The organism is Brevibacillus composti (genome assembly GCF_016406105.1).
Taxonomy (GTDB): Bacteria; Bacillota; Bacilli; order Brevibacillales; family Brevibacillaceae; genus Brevibacillus; species Brevibacillus composti.
In genome coordinates, this window is sequence record NZ_CP066308.1 from 4,334,675 (window position 1) to 4,351,918 (window position 17,244).

Below are 17,244 nucleotides of genomic sequence, written 5' to 3' on the forward strand. Positions count from 1 at the left end.
GCATACCACAGTCTCTTCGCGACGGTTGCCAAGCCAAAAATTGCCTGCAAAGAAAAAACGGCTGCCGCTCCAGCCGTTTTGGACATTTTTTCTGCCATTGCAACGAACCAAAGGACCTGCCGCCGCCAGATGAGCCGCCCGCTATATTCTCTTCCGTGAGGCGATCTCGGTCTCTGTCATTCTGTATTATTCCAGCTTGAGCTTGGCCAGCGCTTCTTTCAGGGCCGGATTCACCATATCGTCATCGTCCTGGCTCTGCTGCTTCAGGTATTTGGATACCTCTTTCTTGGACATTTTGCTGCTTTTCTCGCGATTTCTACGCTCGTGGAAGGCAGAAAGCTTCTCCCGATGCCCGCAGTTGCAGACAAAGGTTTGCCCCTCCCCTTCGCCTCGCATCTCCAGTCTCTTGTGACACTGCGGGCATCTCGCATTGGTGACTTTGGAAATTTTCTTTCGGTGACCGCACTCGCGGTCCTGACAGACCAGCATTTTTCCCTTTTTCCCGTTAACCTCCAACAGAAACTTGCCGCACTCGGGGCATTTGCTGCGCGTCAGGTTATCATGCCGGAATTTTTTTTCGCTGTTCTTGATCTCTTGAACCACTTGCCGGGCATACGCCTTCATCTCGCCGATAAAGGCTTGCTTGCTCAGCTTTCCTTTGGCGATCGCGGCCAGCTTCAGCTCCCACTGGGCCGTCAGTGTCGGGGATTGCAGTTCGTCGGGGACCAGCTCCAGCAATTGTTTTCCCTTGGACGTGAGGTGGATGTGCTTCCCTCTCTTTTCGATCAGGAAGGTATTGAACAGCTTCTCGATCACGTCGGCCCGCGTAGCCACCGTCCCCAGTCCGCCCGTTTCCCCGATCGTCTGGATCAGTTCTTTCTTCTCATGCGCCATGTACCTGGCCGGATTTTCCATCGCGGAAAGGAGTGTGGCCTCCGTGAAAGGCTCCGGCGGTTTGGTCTCTCCAGCGGTCTGGGTCAACGAGGCAATCGACAGACGATCGCCTTTTTCCATGCGAGGGAGGAGCTGATCGCCGATGCCATCCCCGCTCTCGTCTTCTTCCCACTCGAAATCGTATACTTCCCGCCACCCCGGCTGGGTCACTCTTTTCCCTTTGGCAAAAAACGAATGATCGCCAATCTTGGCCTGAATCGTGGTCTGCTCGTATTCAAAAGGCGGGAACAGGACAGCCAAAAAGCGCTTGACGACCAAGTCGTAGATTTTTCGTTCCTTGTCGCTGAGATCTCCGAGAAATACCGACTGCTCCGTCGGGATAATGGCATGGTGATCCGTTACTTTGCTGTCGTCGACAAACGCTTTATTTGCTTTGATCGGGGAGCGCAGCACTTTGGCCGCGAGCGGCGCATAGGGCTTGATTTGCACCGCTTTGATCCGATCGGGAAGCGTCTCCACGATATCGGACGATAGATAGCGGGAGTCGGTGCGCGGATAGGTCAGCACCTTGTGATGTTCGTAGAGACCTTGCATGACGGATAACGTCTCTTTTGCCGAGAAGCCGAACAGCTTATTGGCGTCCCGCTGCAGCTCGGTCAGATCGTAGAGCGGCGGGGCATAGCTTTTCTTCTGGGTTTTGATCACATCGGTGATCTCCGCTTTTTGCCCCTTGATCGCCTTCATGATTTGATCGCAGGTCTCTTTGGAGAAGGTTTTGATGTCTTTGGACTTGGAGTCTTGCCAGATCAGCCGAAGCTGGTTCTCGGCCACTGCCGTGATGCCGTAATAGGTGCGCGGCACAAAATCGCGGATTTCCTGCTCCCGTCTGGCGATGATCGCCAAGGTAGGGGTCTGTACCCGGCCGCAGGACAGCTGGGCATTGTGTTTGCAGGTGAGCGCCCGCGTCGCATTGATGCCCACTACCCAGTCGGCTTCGGCCCGAGCGGCCGCAGAGGCGTAGAGAGGCTCGAACTCCTTGCCGTCCTTGAGACGGCGAAATCCCTCCAGGATCGCTTTGTCCGTCACCGATGATATCCACAGCCGCTTGATCGGCTTCTGCGCCCGGGCCATGTCGATGATCCATCTTGCGACCAGCTCTCCTTCCCGTCCCGCATCGGTGGCGATGACGATCTCCTTTACGTCCTTTCGGTTCAACTGCGTTTTCACAGCATGAAACTGCTTGCTGCTCTCGCGGATGACCACCAGGCGAAAAGACGGCGGCAGGATCGGCAAATCCTCGATTTTCCACGAGCTGTACTGCTCCCCGTATCCTTCCGGGTCAGCCAGCGTGACGAGATGGCCCAAAGCCCACGTCACAATGTATTTGTCGCCCTCCAGAAAAGCGTTCCCTTTTTTATGACAATGCAGGACACGGGCTATATCGCGCCCCACAGAAGGTTTCTCTGCCAACACCAGTGTTTTGCTCATATAAAAAACACCTCCAGTTCCATCATAAACAATTCCTTCGTCCTTGACCAACCGGGTGATGAATCGACTGCCCGGGCTCCGGTCAGAGATCATCGCCAGTTGGGGTACCGCCAGTCGCAGCCGGTCCCGCAGCCGGCACCGTAGACTGTGCCGCACAAAAAAACCGGAGCCTTTTCACTCCGGGTTATTGCGCTTCCAGCAGGGCTGGTTACCATGATCACCTGATCTTAAAAGAAGACAAAATAGAGGACCGCAGCCAAAGCCAGGCGGTAAATCGCAAACGGCACCAGCTTGATGCGATTGATCAGCTTCAGGAAGAAGCGGATACAGATGAGCGCAAAGACAAACGCGCTGATGAAGCCGACGACGAAAAAGGGCACCACATCCATCGTGATCGCATCCCAGCTTTTGAGCAGCGAGAGGAAGCTGGCCCCTGCCATGATCGGTACCGCCATGATAAAGGTGAAGTCAGCCGCAGCCCGGTGACTCATCCCCAGCAGCACCCCGCCGGAGATCGTCGAGCCGGAGCGGGAGAATCCCGGCCACAGCGAGAGGCATTGGACCAAGCCTACCAAGAGGGCTTGTCTGTACGTAATCTGATCGACGGTATCCACCTTGGGACGAGCGGGTCGGAACCAGTCCGCTGCGATCATGAGCAAGGCCCCCAGGACGAGCCCGATGATCACGGTTTTGGTCGAAAACAGGTATTCATCAATGTAATCATTGAACAAGACGCCGAATACCCCTGCCGGAATGAGGCCGATCAAGACGGTCAGCAGGTTCAGGCGCGGGCCGGATGCCGTCTGTCCGGGCATTTTTTTCAACCCCAACAGATTCATGAAACGGTCCCACATCAGCACGACGACGGCCAGGATGGAGCCCAGCTGAATCACCACTTTAAACGTATTGGCTACGCCCGGGGCAAACATCTGCTGGGTCTGGAACAGAAAATCATCGACAATGATCATATGGCCCGTGGAGGACACAGGCGCAAATTCGGTAAGCCCTTCGACCATTCCCAAAATCAGGGCGACAAACAATTCATACAAATTCAACGGATTCTCACACTCCTCTTGGCTGTGCACTTTCCTCTCTATTAAAAAAGCCAGGCGGGTATTTGGCAAAATACCTTTGTAAAAAGCAGTACCTATTTAAAATACATGAACGCCGCCCGGAATCCAACCCCTATCTGGCAGCCCTCTGGCTTTTACATAAATTTCAAATGGTTGAAATGGGCTTACGATTTGCCTACAAACGATAAAGCCTCCCCCCATTGGCGGAGAGAGGCTTCATGTAGCCGATTCGGATCAGCGCAGATGTGTTTGGAGAAAATCGATTACTTGATCAAAGGCTTGCGCCACGACAGGATCACTCATGTTTCGGTCGAAGAGATGACCCATACCCTCCAGCCGGATGAGCTGATTCGGGACGCCTTTTCTCGTCAGCTCTTCGGCCATGAGCGCGGACTGCTCATACGGTACATCCGTGTCCTTGGTGCCGTGCAGGAGCAGGGTGGGCGGATAATCCGGTTCGACTCGGTACAGCGGGCAATACGCCAAGAGCGGCTGCTTGTCGAGACGAGGATTGATGCCGCTCACTTCCTTGGCCCAGACCCCCTGTTGGCGGCAGTATTGGTAGAAAGAGAATCTGCCGAGCCCGGCTGTTGAAATGACCCGATTGCCGACAATCGAATACGCCTCGTCCCGGGTGACCAGCGGCATCCGGCAGTAGAACGGGTCGGGTCTGCCGTACCAATCCCCGACGATGTCTCCGTATCCGTAAAAGGAGACGATGGCTGTCGGTTTGTCCGCGAACGTCCCCGTCATCAAGCCCAGGTAGCCGCCGGCGGAGCTGCCCGCCACAGCGATCCGGGAGACATCCAGATCAAAGCGGCTCTGGCCTTCTTGTTTCAGCCAGGCGAGGGCATCCCGCACGTCCTCCACGATCTCGGGCAGTCGGCTTTCCGGAGCCAGACGGTAGTCGATGGAGAATACCGAGAAGCCCGCCTGGTTGTAACGCTCCACCGTCTCCTTTTTACATTTTCCTGTGCAAGCCGTATGTTTCCTATCATAGAGGAGATGCAGGGGATGCTCCAAGTCAAAAAAGCTGACGCCCGCAAAATACAGGTGTCAGCTTCTCCTTTTCGAATCTCTAACCCGGCTTACAAACCAAAGGAAACAAACTTGGTCTCGAGGTATTCATCCATGCCGAAATGTCCGCCCTCGCGGCCAATTCCGCTCTCCTTGAAGCCGCCAAATGGCGCCTGGGTCTGGGTCGGCGCACCGTCGTTGATGCCGACGATGCCGTACTCCAGCTGCTCTGCCATGCGGAAGCAGCGGGCATTGTCGCGGGTGTAGACATACGCGGCGAGACCGTAGCGCGTGTCATTTGCCTTTTGCACCACTTCCGCTTCATCCGTGAAGCGAATCATCGGCACCACCGGACCAAATGTTTCTTCGTAGGAGATTTTCATCTCATCTGTCACACCGGTGATGACCGTCGGTGCGCAGAAGAAGCCGTTGGCGTACTCGCCATCCGTCAACCGGGTACCGCCGTATACGACCTGACCGCCTTTGGCCTTGGCGTCCTCGATGTGCTCCAGGACCTTGTTCAGCGCCCGCTCGTTCACCAGCGGACCGATCTCCGTCTCTTTCTGACGGCCGTCGCCCACCCTGGTCTGCTTGAGGCGCTCCACCAATTTCTCCGTAAATGCGTCTGCCACGTCCTCATGCACGTATAGACGGTTGGTGCAGATGCACATTTGACCGGAGTTGCGGAATTTGCTCTCAAACAACCCTTTGACCGCCGCATCCAGGTCCGCATCCGCAAAGACGATAAATGGCGCGTGACCGCCCAGCTCCATGCTGACGCGTTTCACATGCTTGGCGGCGCCCTCCATCAGCAGTTTGCCGACGCGGGTGGAGCCGGTAAAGGCGATTTTGCTCAGCTTCGGATTGTCGATGAACTCCTGGCCGATCGATTCCGGTTTGCCGATGACGAGGTTTGCCACGCCTTTCGGGAATCCAGCCTGCTCAATCAGCTCAAACAGGCGAATCGCAGACAGCGGTGTGCTTTCAGCCGGCTTCAGCACGACGGTGCAGCCTGCTGCCAGGGCGGGAGCGATCTTGCGGGCGACCATGTTGACCGGGAAATTCCACGGGGTGATCGCGCCGACCGGACCGACGGGCTGCTTCAGCACCATGATGCGCTTATTGGCCAGGGATGAGGGGATGGTTTCACCGTAGACCCGCTTCGCTTCTTCCGCGTACCAGAGGAAGTTGTCCGCAGCGCCCAGCACCTCGCCTTTGGCTTCGCCCAGCGGCTTGCCCATCTCGGCAGAAATGATGCCGGCCAGCTCGTCGCGGCTCTTTCTCACCAGCTCGGCCAGATTGGTCAGATACTTGGAACGCTCGCGTGCTGTCAGGCGGGACCAGCTTGCGAATGCCTCGTGCGCAGCGTCAATTGCTTTCTTGGCATCGCGGCCGTCGCCGAAAGCGGCCGCCCCGACGATCTCTCCCGTAGCCGGATTGACGATCTCCACCGTCTCCCCGCTTTCAGCGGAAACCCATTCTCCATTGATATACATTTGCTTGCTCTCCACGACACTCGCTCCTTTCAATCACCTGAATAGATTGGTTTCAAGGCTTCAAACGGATTCTTGCAGTGCCGGCAGTACAAAATGCTGCGGCAAGCTGCAGGGCCAAACAGATTCTCCATCTGTGTATACGGTGAATCGCAGTACGGACAGACCACTTTCCATTCGTCGCCCGCCTTGAAATCAAGCGGCGGGGGAGCGATTCCAAAGCTGCGCAGTTTGTCCCGCGCCTCGACGGCGATGCGGTCCGATGTCCACGGGGGATCGTAGACGAATTGCACCTGCACACCCGAGATCCCCTCTGCTTCCACCAATTTTTCCGTGATGTTCTTTTTCATGATTTCCAGCGCCGGACAGCCGACAAAAGTGGGAAGCACCTCAACGTGCGCCACTCCGTCGTCCACCCGCACCCGGTGAATCATGCCCATTTCTACCATGCTGATCACCGGGATCTCCGGATCTTTTACCTCTTGCAGCAGTTCCCAGCATGCCGCTTCCCGTCGCTTATTGATGTCTTGCGTCATGCGGATCACCCCTTTTACCAGCTCGCGGCTGGATCCATGCGATACACTTCCGACAAAGTCCCCAGTGCCACTGTCAGATCTGCGGTATGCTCTCCGGCGCGACCGCGCTTCTCCGGTCTGCCCGGTTCGCCCGGCCATTCCAGGCCTGCGCTTTTGAATACGTCCTTGGTTTTGGCTACCCACTTCTGCCGGAGCAGCTCTTCGCCGGCAATCAGGCCAAAGCGCGCGATATTCTTTGCATTGGGTCCGAGATCGCTCAGTTCACCCGCATCCGCCCATACTTTTTGGGCCGCAGCCTCTACCTTTTGGCGGGCGATATCCGTGCTGTTCGCCAGCTGCTTCAGCCATACGTGCCAGTGCATCAGATGATAGCGGTGCTCGGTCAGCATCTTGCGGCTGACCAGCGTGAGCGGCACATACGAGGAGTTCTGCAGCGCCTCCAGACGGACCAGCTTGTGCAGCCCGTATACGTAGCTGCGGACAATCGCATAGGCCCAGTCGTAATGGGGATTGTCGTTGTATTCGCCCGTCCCGTTTTTCCGCTCGACCAATATGGCATTGCGGAAATCTTTGGCTTCGCGGAGCTGCGCGAGGTCGTCTGCTTTGCCCACACCCAGCTCCTCCAGCATTTCGTAAAACATAACCGCATGGCCCATCATGTCCTGCGACATGGAGGAGAAGGCTACGTCCTCTTCAATATGGGGGGCCAGGCCGAGCCACTCCGACCCGCGATACGCGAGAATAAAATCGTCATCGGCAAGCTGGAACAGGAGATCCGTCAAGGCCTGCGCGTATTCCCGGTTCTGTTTTGCTTGTTCTACTGTTTCTACCCGTAAAAGGTCGCCCATCTTGATTCCTCCTTCTCAGCTGCCGCTTGTTGCACGTTTCTGCTGCTGTTCTTCGTATTTTTCCTTATGGGTCCGCCATCTGGCTTGCAGATCTCCATAGCCTTTGGTTTCCCGGTAACTCTTGTTGTCGAGGCGCTCCAATAGCGGACGATCCTCGGGGGCCAGGCCGTGAATGTCATCCCGCTTGACCACCCAGAGGTTGAAGCAAGGCTCGCGGCGCAGGAAGTTCTCCCGCGCCATGGCCAGCGCTACCTCGGCGTTTGGCGCAAGCAGGCTGAATTGATGCACAAACGAGCTGCTTACGTTTTTTTGACTGAATACTTCATAGATGAAAAAACTCTCTTTTGCCTGTGTATCCATGCTCATTTCCTTCACCTACCCTGCTTGGCGGCCGTACGACATGATGGCGTCGCGCACCCATTTGGTTTCTTCGTAGGACATCTGCCGCAAATTCAGTCGATGGGCCGAACGAGGGCCGTTTCCTTTGACAATCTGCTTGAACTCTTCCCAATCAGGCTGTTGGTACACCCATTGATCGGCGGCCTCATCAAAGTGGATGGTCTCATCCGGTAGCGTAAATCCGAGGTGAAAAATCCGCGGGACGTATTTCTTCAGGAATGCCTGACGCAGCTCTTCGTTTGTCTGCGAGCGGATTTTAAAGCGCATGTTCATCTCTTGGTTGCTCGTGATCACGCCATTCTCCGGCGGTCCGAAGAACATCAGGAGAGAGGGCCACCAGCGCGTAATCGCTTCCTGGAGCATTTGTCGCTGAGCTTCCGTTCCCTCGGCCAGCTCCAGTACGATGCTCTCGCCGTGCTGCGCGTGGAACTTCTCTTCCGCACAGATACGATGCAGGGCTCTGGCGTAGGGAGCGTAAGAGGAGTCGAGCGACATCGTTTGGGTGATGATCGCCGCCCCGTCTACCAGCCAGCCAATCACGCCGGCATCTGCCCAGGTGGGCGCCTCCATGTGGAATACGTTGTGAAACTTCAGCCGGCCGGCAAACAGATCTTGCATCAAGTCTTCGCGCGTCTTGCCCAGGGGGGCCATCAGGTCTTCGGCTACCCGAAGCAGGAGCTGCCCGTGACCCATCTCGTCCTGTACCTTCGCCATGATCGCCAGCTTGCGGCGCAGCGTCGGCGCCTTCGGGACCCACTCCTTCTCCGGAAGCGCTCCCATAATTTCGCTGATGCCGTGCATCGAGATCAGTTTGATCAGCTGGTTGCGGTACGCATCCGGCATCCAGTCGTCTGCTTCAATTTTTTCGCCGCGGTCGATCCGCGCCAAAAACGCTTCCATTTTTTCTTCCTCTGTCAAATGAGAACGGTCAATTTGTGCTTGCATGGAGTAAGCCCTCCTTTATGCCGATATGATCAATGAATTTTTTATAATACGTTTTTGTAACGTTATAATAACATACCGTCATACGTTTTCGCAATAGGCGCAACTTTCATTTGATTCATGCTTTATTTTGGATGCGGTTATTCCTCATACGCAGTGGTTGCCGCGGCTGTCTTCAGCTGTTCCGCCATGTCCCGCAGCCGCTGCATGACGGCGTACAGCTCCTGGATGCGCGTGGACTGCTCGATGCTGTGGTTTAATGTTCGCTCCATTTCCGCGGAAACCACGCCGACCAGTTGATTCATTTCATCGAGGATCCGGAAAATGCTCTTGGCGGACGTCGATGTGGTCTGGGATAAGTGCCTGATTTCTTCCGCTACGACGGAAAAACCGCGTCCGGCTGCTCCCGCACGTGCCGCCTCCAGCACCGCGTTGAGGCCCAGCACATTGGAGCGCGTGGAGATCGTGCGGATCAGGTCGTTAATCTGGGAGGTTTCCGCAATCTTGCTCTCCATCTGCGCCGCCGTGTCGCTCAGCGTGTGAGAGGCCTGGGCCAGGTAGTCCGCTTCTTTGGCCAGGCTCTCGGTATGCAGTGCGATATCTCCTAGCGCACCGGTCAGATTCTCCGCAATCTCCCGCAGCCGGTCCTCCTGCTCAGTGGTGACACCCGTCGACAGGCACCCGACTACCTGTCCGCCTTCCATAATCGGATAGCCTACGGCGACATAGGGAATTCCGTATATCTCTTTGCTGATTTTGCGCACGACACGCCGCCCCTCCGCTACTGCCGTGGCATTGATGCTACCCGGACGGAGCGGGTCGCCCACCTTGATCCCCAGATGTAACCCCGGTGCCGGATAATAGGCCAAAAATTTTTCTCTGTCCGTAACCCCGACCATGCAATCGAATAAAAACGCCTTTTGCAAAATGGGCGCAACGGTCAAAATACTTTCCAGCAAATGAGACATGTTCGTACCCTCCTCGCATCTGGTCACGAAAACGGCTATTCCCTCCGCATCCATCCTTTCGCGGAAAGAACAGCCGTATAGGTTGCCGTGTCGTATCTTTTGCAGGCTATTTAATGATCTGGAATTTGCCGTCTTTCACTTCGACCATGATCATGCTGTCTTCCGTCAGACCGTTGTGATCTTCCGCGGAGAAGGCAAACTCACCGGTTACCCCTACGTATTTCACTTTTTCCAGCACTTCGCCCAGCTTGGATGCATCGCCTCCTGCTTGCTTCAGGCCTTCGACCAAGAGGTTCAGACCGTCGTAGCCGTAACCTGCAAAACCGTCCGGCTCCGTATTGTAAGCCGCTTTGTAACCGTCTACGAACTTCTTGATGATCGCGGCCTGCGGGTCGTTTGGATCTACCTGGTCCGGCACCAGCAGTTTGCCCGCTACCATCAGGACGCCATTGGCCGAATCGCCGGCCAGCTCCAGGAACTTGCTGTTGGCGGAACCGTGGCTGCTGATAATCGGAATGTTCAGATTCAGCTGCTTGGCTTCTTTGACGATCGTCGCCGGCCCCGGGTTGGTGCCTGCTATGATCAGCGCTTGGGCATCGGTCCCTTTGATTTTGGTCAGTTGGGAGCTCATGGACGGGTCTTTGGTGCCGTACTTTTCTTCGGCTACGATGGTGATCCCGTATTCAGGCGCATATTTTTGAATCTGTGCCGTCCAGCCGCTGCCGTACGGATTGCTGTCGTTCAGCGTGGCGATTTTGGTGATGCCTTTTTCTTTCAGATATTTAAAGACGCGTTTGGTACCATGCACATCGGTGTGAGGTGTTTTGAAGATGCCGGGACGCACCGGGTTGGTAATTTGGTCGGCTGCTGCCATGGAGATCATCGGCAGTTTTTCCGCTTGGGCGAATTCAGCCATCCCGAGTGACGGGCCGCTTCCGGAGGAGCCCAGGACCGCGACAACCTTCTCTTTGGATACCAGTTTCTTGATCGCTTTCACAGCTTCGGTGTTGTCCGACTTGTCGTCTTCAAAAATGACTTCCAGCGGACGCCCATCCACGCCGCCTGCGGCATTCACTTCTTTGACCAGCATCTCGACGGCCTGCTTCTCCGGTACGCCGAGCGGGCTGTTCGGACCGGTCAAGGAGAAGATCGCCCCGACCTTGATCGGATCTTTGCTGGCCTCGGCAGCCGGGGCACTTTGTCCCGCGCCGACATTTTGTCCGGCTCCGGCATCAGCGGCTGGCTTCGCGCCCCCGCCGCAGGCACTGAGCAGGACGAGGGAAGCGAGTGCCAACGGATACAGCCAGTTGCTCATCTTTCTCTTTTGCATGGTAAATCCCCCTTGGTTTTTTGCTTTCATGTATAGGTCAAACCGCTTCATGAGCATGGCCCAGATAGGCGGATTGCACACGTGAATCGTTGCGGATCTCGTCAGCCGTTCCCTCCAGCATGACGGTTCCGGTGGAGAGCACGTAGGCTCTGTCGGAGATCGCCAGTGCCGCCCGCGCATTTTGTTCCACGAGGAGAACGGTCGTCCCCCACTCGGAGCGGATCTCCTGCACAATTTGCAGGATTTCTTTGGCGATCAGCGGCGCCAGTCCCAGTGAAGGCTCATCCAGGAGCAGCAGCTTCGGCCGCGATAACAGCGCTCGTCCGATGGCCAGCATCTGCTGCTGTCCGCCGGAGAGCGTCCCGCCCAGCTGCCATTTGCGTTCAGCCAGGATGGGAAAGCGCTGGTAGACGGTATCGATTTCTTTGGCGATCTCTTTTTTGCCGGTCTTGGGCATCCGGTGCGATGCGCCCAGCCAGAGATTATCCTCCACGGTCAGCGTAGAGAAGATCTGCCTACGCTCCGGCACATGGGCCATCCCCCGGCCGACGATCAGCTCAGCAGGCACGCCGGTGATATCCTCGTCGCGGAACCGGATCTTTCCTTCCTTGGCGCTGTGCAGGCCGCAGATGCAGTTCAGCAGCGTGGTTTTGCCCGCTCCATTGGAGCCGAGCAGAGAGACGACCTCTCCTTCTTTTACCTGCAGATTGATCCCGTGCAGAACTTCGACGGGGCCGTAGCGCGCCGTCACGTTCTCTACTTGCAAAATGGCTTTCTCCATCTCGTCACCCCCGCCTGTCTCACTCTTCGTCATCTCCCAGATACGCCGCGATGACACGCGGATTCTCCTGGATTTCGCGCGGTGTTCCCTCCGCGATCTTCGCTCCCTGATCCAGCACGACGATGCGGTCGGCAATCGTCATGATCATGTCCATGTCATGCTCGACCAGGAGGATGGCCGTTCCGTTCGCGCGGATTTCCTGAAACATTCGGCTCATCTCGGCTGTCTCGGTATGGTTCAAGCCCGCCGCCGGCTCATCCAGGAGCAGCAGCCTGGGTCCGGCCACCATCGCCCGGGCGATTTCCATCAGCCTCAGCTTGCCATAGGGCAGACTCCCCGCGAGCGAAGAGATCTCTTCGGCCAGACCGACATGCTCCAGCCAGATTTGCGCCCGCTCCCGCATCTCCTGTTCCTCGCGGCGGGAGCTGCCCAGGTTCATCCCGCAGGCGAGCAGGCTGGAGCGGGTCCGGGTATGCATGCCGACCATGACATTTTCCAGCACGGTCATGTCATCAAAGGTCTGCAAATTCTGAAAGGTGCGCGTAATGCCCAGCCCGGCGTATTCGTGGCCCGGCACTTTTGCCATCGGCTTGCCGTCAAACCGGATCTCCCCTGCGGACGGGGGGATGACGCCCGACACCATATTGAGCACCGTGCTTTTTCCCGCGCCGTTGGGGCCGATGAGCGCGAGGATCTCTCCCTGGCGCACGTCAAAATCCACCTGATTCACGGCCCGGACGCCGCCAAAATCGCGTGAAAGCTGTTGTACCTCAAGCAGAGCTGTCATGTCGCCGCCTTCCTTTCCACCACTTGCTCCGACTGTTGCGCCTGGTTGGCCTTGGCCTTTTTCGCCGCCGACTTCTCATAGGCCGCCCGGATGCGGGGAACGATCCCCTCCGGCATGAACATGATGATCAAGACGAGAATGGCGCCAAACACGATCGTATCGAAATCGCCTTGCAGGCCGGGGATGACTTCGCTCAGCATGATCAGCCCTTCGCTGATGGAATTGATCAGGACGGTGCCGACCAAGGCCCCCCAGATGCTCGTCATTCCGCCGATGACCACCATCGTCAAAAATTTGATCGACTCGTGCAGTCCAAACGGCTGCGGGTCGAGAATTCCCATGTAGTGGGCGTACAAGCCGCCCGAAATACCGGCAAACATGCCGCTGATGACAAAGGCATTCAGCTTGAATTTGCGCACATCGATCCCCATCGAAGTCGCGGCGATCTCGCTTTTGTGAATCGCCCGGAAAGCCCGGCCCACCCGCGAGTGCAGCAGGTTGAGCGAGAAAAGCAAGACGCAGGTGACGACACCCCAGATCAGGTAGTACATGGAGAGCTCACTGTCGCCAAAGACGGGTACGGACGGAATGCTGATCAGCCCGTTGGCCCCGCCTGTGACGGGCTCCCACTCGGTGATGCCGATCTGCACGATATAGCCAAACGCGAGCGTCGCCATCGCCAGATAGTAGCCCTGCAGACCGGCGATCGCACGGCCCAGGATAAAGGCGAACAGCCCGGGCAGGATCGCCGAAGCGATCAAACCCACCAGCGGAGGCAGCCCGTATTTGGTCGTCAGCACGGCCGACGTGTAAGCACCGATTCCCCAAAAGGCAGCCTGCCCCAGCGAGATTTGCCCGGCAAGCCCCATCACCAGACAAAGACCGATGGTGACGATGGCGTGAAGACCGATGATGATGCCGACCGAACGGTAGTACTCATCCGGCATGATAAAGGGAAAGATGAGCACGAATAGCAGATAGATGCCGAAGCTTTTCCCCCATTTGTTGATCCATTGCATCTTTACAACCCTCCCTTGCCTACGCTGCGTTCACCAAAGATGCCGGACGGCTTGATCAACAGCACGGCGATCAACACCAGAAAGGCAATGGCGTCTTTCATGCCTGAGCTGATGTAGCCTGCACCCAGGGACTCTACGATACCGAGCAGGAAAGCAGCCACTGCCGCTCCCAGCGGATTTCCCAGCCCTCCCAGAATCGCGGCGGAGAAGCCCTTGATGCCGAGCAAGACGCCGATGTCGTAGGAGGTGACACTCAGCGGAGCGATCACGATCCCCGCGATTGCCCCTGTGGCGCCGCTGATCGCAAAAGCCAGCATGCTCATTTTCGCGGGACTGATGCCCATCAGCCGTGCGGCCATCGGATTGATCGAACAGGCGTTGATCTTTTTGCCCAAAATCGTTTTGTCCATGAGAAACCAGAGCAGGAGCAGAATAATCAGTACAGCCAGGAGAATCCAGATGCTTTGCTGGGCAATGTTGACGCCAGCGACGGAAATCGGTTCATTGCTCGTGATGGGAGGCAGGGCAAAGGCATCCTTGCCCCAGATAAAGCTGGCCACCCCGCGGATCAATGTAGAGATACCGATTGTCAGAATTATCAAACTTATTGGATTAGCTTTCTTCACATAGGCGATGACGTATTTTTGCATGAGCACGCCGATCAGCGTGACCGCGATGACCGCCAACAGCGCGGCCGCTCCGTATGGGATATTCATGCCGATCAAGGCGACGGTCATCATCCCGCCCAGCATCAAGAACTCGCCCTGCGCCAGATTGATCACTTTGCTGACGCTGTAAATGGTGATAAACCCAACTGCTACGATCGCGTAGATGCCGCCGCTGACGAGGCCGTTTGCAACATACTGCAGCAATTCTGTCATATCTGTGTTGGACCCCCTTATCTTCGCTTTTCCCATCTAAAACGCTTACATTATATTATTTGGAAAATTCTTGGAAAGAAAGGCCCTAGATGGGACTAGGGCTTTCTTTCTCGGCCTCCCCTATTTTTGCGGCGCTGCCTCATAGACGGTTTCGAAGAACCGAACTGCCCCTGGATTTAGCATCGTGTAGTAATCTTGGAAAAGCTGATCCGCCTCCTTGCCCAGCCAGACCTCGGGCAGCAGCTCCTGCGGCAGATCAGGGTCGATAAACAAGAATTTGCGGTACTCGTGAACCAGCTTGGTCTTTTCTACAAAGCAATAGCTGTCGGCCACTTCCCGGTTTTGCCGGAGGCTTTCGGCCATCTCCTCGTACTGCGGACGATAGGCTTCGATAAACCCTTTGTACTTCTCGTTGATCTCTTCGATGTTCCAGCACTTCTGCACCAGCTGTTTGGGATCGCTCCAACCGAAGTGCTCCGCCATAAAAATCTCCACATGCTCTGTGATCTCGTAGGCCTCCGTCAGTTCCTTCACATGGTCGGCGAGATTATTGGGGCTGATCCACGTGCTGGTGGTCAACATGCCGAAGCCCATCCAGCCCAGTTCCTTTCGCAGCTGATCCCGCAGAGCCCGGCGTTCTTCCGGAATATTGTAGCTGGCAATGCACCATTTTCCGTCCCAGACGCCAGTCTCGACCTTGTATATGCGCGCAGCGGCTTCTTCCAGGCGCTTTTTGCCCCTCTCGGAAACCGAATAGTAGCTGCGGTTCCCCACTTTGCGCGACTCCAGCCAGCCCTGACGAAGCATCCGGGATATGGCAGCGCGAACGGCAGGCTCCGATAAACCGAACTCTCCCATCAGCTTGGTCAAACTGCCAATCCAGATCTCACTGCCGTAATGGCGGACATATTCACCGTAAATGGTAAAAAGCATAGATTGTGGCTTCACTTATTTTCTACCCCCAGATCGATTCATCCCATCGCGGTGAAATTGTACCATATTCTCGGCAAGCACGTGAATCGACCTAGTTTATATGTCACAAAATAGGTATTACGTATTTATAACGTTATTATATTAAAACGTTTCACAAGAGTCAATTTTTTCTGTCACTTCTTGCCGAATTATTTTCGGCTTCGATCTCTTCCCGCAGCTGGCGAAATCTCTGCTGAATCTCCTGCTTGTTGAAGATCGCCTGCGTGAACGTCCCCAGCCCGACCAGGTTGCGGGCGGTCTGCGCGCTAACCTCGCAAACCACCCGCTTTTCCGTCACTTCCGTGCATACCGCTCGAAATGTGACCTCCTGGCCGACTACAGCCGGACCCACATGCTTGATGTTGATGCCGAAGCCGGAGCCTTCCTCATGTTCCTCCAGATAGGGGAGGATGACATAGCGTCCCGCTTTTTCCATGTAGTAGATCATGCTGACCGTCGACATCACCTGATGGACGACCTCCCCGTCAAAGGCGGGCAGCATCTCTTCTGTTACCGTCACGGAAAATTCTACTTTCGTACCTGGCACAAGTCCGCTTTTCAAGGCTTCCGCCTCCTCATGGCTTACACCCGCTCAATAATCGTGGCAATACCCTGTCCTACGCCAATGCACATGGCGGCCAGACCGTAACGAGCCTCGCGGCGCTCCATCTCGTACAGCAGCGTCGTCAGAATCCGTGCGCCGCTGCATCCAAGCGGATGGCCCAGCGCGATGGCTCCGCCGTTTACATTCACCCGGTCGGGATCCGCCCCCAGCTCACGCACAGAGGCGACGGCCTGGGCCGCAAAGGCCTCATTAAATTCAAACAGGTCGATTTGGTCAATCGTCAGACCTGCCATTTTCAAAGCCTTGTGCGTCGCCGGAACCGGCCCGATCCCCATGACCGACGGATCGACACCGGCCACGGCAGAAGCCACAATTCGGGCGCGCGGTCTGAGTCCCGCTGCTTCGGCTGCTTTCTGCTCCATGACCAGCAGGGCGCAGGCCCCGTCATTCAGCCCGCTCGAGTTGCCCGCGGTCACCGTGCCTCCCGCTTTGAAGGCTGGCTTCAGCTTCTGGAGCTGTTCGATGGTCGTCTCCGGACGGGGATGCTCATCGCGGTCAAACAAAGTGACCTCCCCTTTGCGTCCGCGAATCTCCACAGGCACGATCTCCGCCTCCCATTTTCCTTCGGCCAGCGCCCGGGCGTAGTTCTGCTGGCTGCGCAGCGCAAAAGCGTCCTGATCTTCGCGGCTGATGCCGTGTTGCTCCGCCACGTTCTCGGCCGTCTCGCCCAAGCTGATCGGCGGGTACATCTCTTCCATTTTTTTATTCACCAGTCGCCAGCCCAGCGTCGTGTCGACCAGCTGCTGGTTGCCGCGCTGAAAAGCCGTGCCCGGCTTCATCATCACGAGCGGAGAGCGGGTCATGCTCTCGGTGCCGCCGGCGATGTACACCTGACCGGCGCCCGCCTTGATCGCATGGGCCGTCTGGTTCACGGCCTCCAGTCCGGAGCCGCACAGACGGTTTACCGTCACACCCGGCACATCGACCGGCACCCCTGCCAGCAAAAGCGACATCCGCGCTACGTTGCGATTATCCTCACCCGCCTGGTTGGCGCAGCCAAAGATCACATCGTCGATACTTTTGGGGTCGATCGGGTTTCGCTCCAGCAGCTTGCGGATCACATGAGCACCCAGATCATCCGGGCGCACATCCTTCAGACCGCCGCCAAAGCGGCCGATCGGCGTCCTGATCGCGTCTACAATTACAGGTGTGTTCATCTCCGATTCCTCCATCAGGTACTGACTTCTCCCT

17 protein-coding genes are annotated in these 17,244 nt (G+C 56.6%); all 17 read right to left on the reverse strand.

From position 1 onward, the window contains the following. Window positions 1-186: 186 nt before the first annotated feature. Window positions 187-2,382 (reverse strand): DNA topoisomerase III, encoded by a 2,196-nt coding sequence (locus JD108_RS21535; RefSeq protein ID WP_198827945.1) that lies wholly within the window; start codon window positions 2,380-2,382, stop codon window positions 187-189. A 227-nt stretch (window positions 2,383-2,609) separates the two neighbouring features. Continuing rightward, the gene (locus JD108_RS21540; protein ID WP_323958392.1) at window positions 2,610-3,437 is read right to left on the reverse strand and encodes an undecaprenyl-diphosphate phosphatase; all 828 of its coding nucleotides are present in this window, start codon (window positions 3,435-3,437) and stop codon (window positions 2,610-2,612) included. 252 nt (window positions 3,438-3,689) lie between these two features. Then, complete coding sequence (locus JD108_RS21545; RefSeq protein WP_323958393.1) at window positions 3,690-4,478, reverse strand: alpha/beta hydrolase; 789 nt, start codon at window positions 4,476-4,478, stop codon at window positions 3,690-3,692. A gap of 65 nt (window positions 4,479-4,543) precedes the next feature. Then, window positions 4,544-5,968, reverse strand: coding sequence for an NAD-dependent succinate-semialdehyde dehydrogenase (locus JD108_RS21550; protein ID WP_198830225.1), 1,425 nt, complete (start codon window positions 5,966-5,968; stop codon window positions 4,544-4,546). Between the two features lie 29 nt (window positions 5,969-5,997). Continuing rightward, the gene (paaD, locus tag JD108_RS21555) at window positions 5,998-6,501 is read right to left on the reverse strand and encodes a 1,2-phenylacetyl-CoA epoxidase subunit PaaD (RefSeq protein WP_198827947.1); all 504 of its coding nucleotides are present in this window, start codon (window positions 6,499-6,501) and stop codon (window positions 5,998-6,000) included. 14 nt (window positions 6,502-6,515) lie between these two features. After that, window positions 6,516-7,349, reverse strand: a complete 834-nt coding sequence (gene paaC / locus JD108_RS21560; protein ID WP_198827948.1) for a 1,2-phenylacetyl-CoA epoxidase subunit PaaC — start codon at window positions 7,347-7,349, stop codon at window positions 6,516-6,518. A 15-nt stretch (window positions 7,350-7,364) separates the two neighbouring features. Further along, on the reverse strand, window positions 7,365-7,715 hold the full coding sequence (gene paaB, locus JD108_RS21565; RefSeq protein WP_198827949.1) for a 1,2-phenylacetyl-CoA epoxidase subunit PaaB: 351 nt from the start codon (window positions 7,713-7,715) through the stop codon (window positions 7,365-7,367). Between the two features lie 9 nt (window positions 7,716-7,724). Beyond that, a complete protein-coding gene (gene paaA / locus JD108_RS21570; protein ID WP_198827950.1) occupies window positions 7,725-8,693 on the reverse strand; it encodes a 1,2-phenylacetyl-CoA epoxidase subunit PaaA in 969 nt (322 codons plus the stop codon). Window positions 8,694-8,830: 137 nt separating this feature from the next. Then, entirely contained in the window at window positions 8,831-9,658 is an 828-nt protein-coding gene (locus JD108_RS21575; RefSeq protein WP_198827951.1) for a methyl-accepting chemotaxis protein, read from the reverse strand. A 106-nt stretch (window positions 9,659-9,764) separates the two neighbouring features. Next, window positions 9,765-10,988, reverse strand: a complete 1,224-nt coding sequence (locus JD108_RS21580) for an ABC transporter substrate-binding protein (protein ID WP_198827952.1) — start codon at window positions 10,986-10,988, stop codon at window positions 9,765-9,767. A gap of 37 nt (window positions 10,989-11,025) precedes the next feature. Beyond that, entirely contained in the window at window positions 11,026-11,769 is a 744-nt protein-coding gene (locus tag JD108_RS21585) for an ABC transporter ATP-binding protein (RefSeq protein WP_198830226.1), read from the reverse strand. 19 nt (window positions 11,770-11,788) lie between these two features. Beyond that, window positions 11,789-12,556 (reverse strand): ABC transporter ATP-binding protein, encoded by a 768-nt coding sequence (locus JD108_RS21590; RefSeq protein ID WP_198827953.1) that lies wholly within the window; start codon window positions 12,554-12,556, stop codon window positions 11,789-11,791. After that, a complete protein-coding gene (locus JD108_RS21595; protein ID WP_198827954.1) occupies window positions 12,553-13,575 on the reverse strand; it encodes a branched-chain amino acid ABC transporter permease in 1,023 nt (340 codons plus the stop codon). The genes JD108_RS21590 and JD108_RS21595 overlap by 4 nt, the downstream gene beginning before the upstream one ends. Window positions 13,576-13,577: 2 nt before the next feature. After that, a complete protein-coding gene (locus JD108_RS21600; protein WP_198827955.1) occupies window positions 13,578-14,456 on the reverse strand; it encodes a branched-chain amino acid ABC transporter permease in 879 nt (292 codons plus the stop codon). 120 nt (window positions 14,457-14,576) lie between these two features. Further along, window positions 14,577-15,404 (reverse strand): phenylacetic acid degradation operon negative regulatory protein PaaX, encoded by an 828-nt coding sequence (gene paaX, locus JD108_RS21605; protein WP_198827956.1) that lies wholly within the window; start codon window positions 15,402-15,404, stop codon window positions 14,577-14,579. A 145-nt stretch (window positions 15,405-15,549) separates the two neighbouring features. After that, the gene (locus tag JD108_RS21610) at window positions 15,550-15,990 is read right to left on the reverse strand and encodes a thioesterase family protein (RefSeq protein ID WP_198827957.1); all 441 of its coding nucleotides are present in this window, start codon (window positions 15,988-15,990) and stop codon (window positions 15,550-15,552) included. Window positions 15,991-16,010: 20 nt separating this feature from the next. Further along, window positions 16,011-17,210 (reverse strand): thiolase family protein, encoded by a 1,200-nt coding sequence (locus JD108_RS21615; RefSeq protein ID WP_198827958.1) that lies wholly within the window; start codon window positions 17,208-17,210, stop codon window positions 16,011-16,013. Window positions 17,211-17,244 lie beyond the last annotated feature (34 nt).